The organism is Pseudomonas sp. Pseusp97 (assembly GCF_047304025.1).
Lineage (GTDB): Bacteria > Pseudomonadota > Gammaproteobacteria > Pseudomonadales > Pseudomonadaceae > Pseudomonas.
Genome location: NZ_JBGLYK010000432.1, coordinates 1 through 1,376 on the forward strand (window position 1 = coordinate 1; position 1,376 = coordinate 1,376).

Here is a 1,376-nt window from a genome sequence, read left to right on the forward strand (position 1 = left end):
CGCCTGGAGCGCTGGAGCGCCGGGCGCACGCGGCCGGTGGACGGGGCGCTGCTGCTGGGCGGCGAAGGCAACCTGAACGAGGCGGTGCTGCCCTTCGCCGAACGCCTGACCGATGCGCTGTTCTCCTTCAGCGAAGGCCAGTACGGCCTGCCGCGCTGGACCGCCGAGCATGGGCCCAGGCTCAAGGCCATCGTCTTCGATGCCAGCGGCCTGACCCGTTTCGAGCAGACGATCGAGCTGCGCACCTTCTTCCAGGGCGCCCTCAAGGGCCTGGATAAATGCCCGCACGTGGTGATCCTCGGCCGCGCCCCGGAATCGCTCAAAGACCCCATCGCCGCCAGCGTGCAGCGCAGCCTGGAAGGCTTCAGCCGCTCCCTGGGCAAGGAAATCCGCCGGGGCGGCAACGTGCAACTGGTGTACGTCGGCAAGGGCGCCGAGGACCAGCTCGAAGGCGCGCTGCGCTTCTTCCTCTCGCCCAAGAGCGCCTATGTGTCCGGGCAAGTGGTGCGTCTCGCCGCCTACGATAAGCAGGTGCAGGACTGGAGCCGCCCACTGGTGGGCAAGCGCGCGCTGGTGACCGGCGCCGCCCGTGGCATCGGCGCCGCCATCGCCGAAACCCTCGCCCGTGACGGCGCCGAGGTGGTGCTGCTGGACGTGCCGCCGGCCAAGGATGCCCTCGATGCGCTGGCCGCCCGCCTGGGCGGCCGTGGCGTGGCGCTGGACATCTGCGCCGCCGATGCCGGTGTACAGCTGGTGGCGGCGCTGCCGGACGGCGTCGACATCGTGGTGCACAACGCCGGTATCACCCGTGACAAGACTGTCGCCAAGATGAGCGAGGCGTTCTGGAACTCGGTGATCGACGTGAACCTGAAGGCCCCGCAGGTACTGACCCAGGCCCTGCTGGACGCCGGCAAACTGCACGACGATGGGCGCGTGGTGCTGCTCGCCTCCATCAGCGGCATCGCCGGCAACATGGGCCAGACCAACTATGCGGTGAGCAAGGCCGGCCTGATCGGCCTGGCGCAGGCCTGGGCACCGGCGCTGGGCAAGAAGGGCATCAGCATCAACGCGGTAGCGCCGGGCTTCATCGAGACCCAGATGACCGCCGCCATCCCGCTGACCATCCGCGAGGCCGGCCGGCGCATGAACTCCATGGGCCAGGGCGGCCTGCCGCAGGACGTCGCCGAAGCCGTGGCCTGGTTCGCCCAGCCGGGCTCGGGCGCGGTGAGCGGGCAGGTGCTGCGGGTTTGTGGGCAGAGTTTGCTGGGGGCGTGATCGCGTTTTTCGGTAGGGAAGCTGTCTTTCTCTGACAGTCCCTACCTGGGTTTTCCCTCTCCCTAACCCTCTCCCTTCAGGGAGAGGGCGGGGGGAGAGGG

At 69.3% G+C, this 1,376-nt stretch carries 1 protein-coding gene; it reads left to right on the plus strand.

Going from position 1 to position 1,376, the window contains the following annotated elements; genetic code table 11:
* On the plus strand, nt 1-1,275 hold a 1,275-nt coding region (locus tag ACCC94_RS29665), incomplete at its 5' end, for a 3-oxoacyl-ACP reductase (protein ID WP_413353166.1).
* Nucleotides 1,276-1,376: the final 101 nt, after the last annotated feature.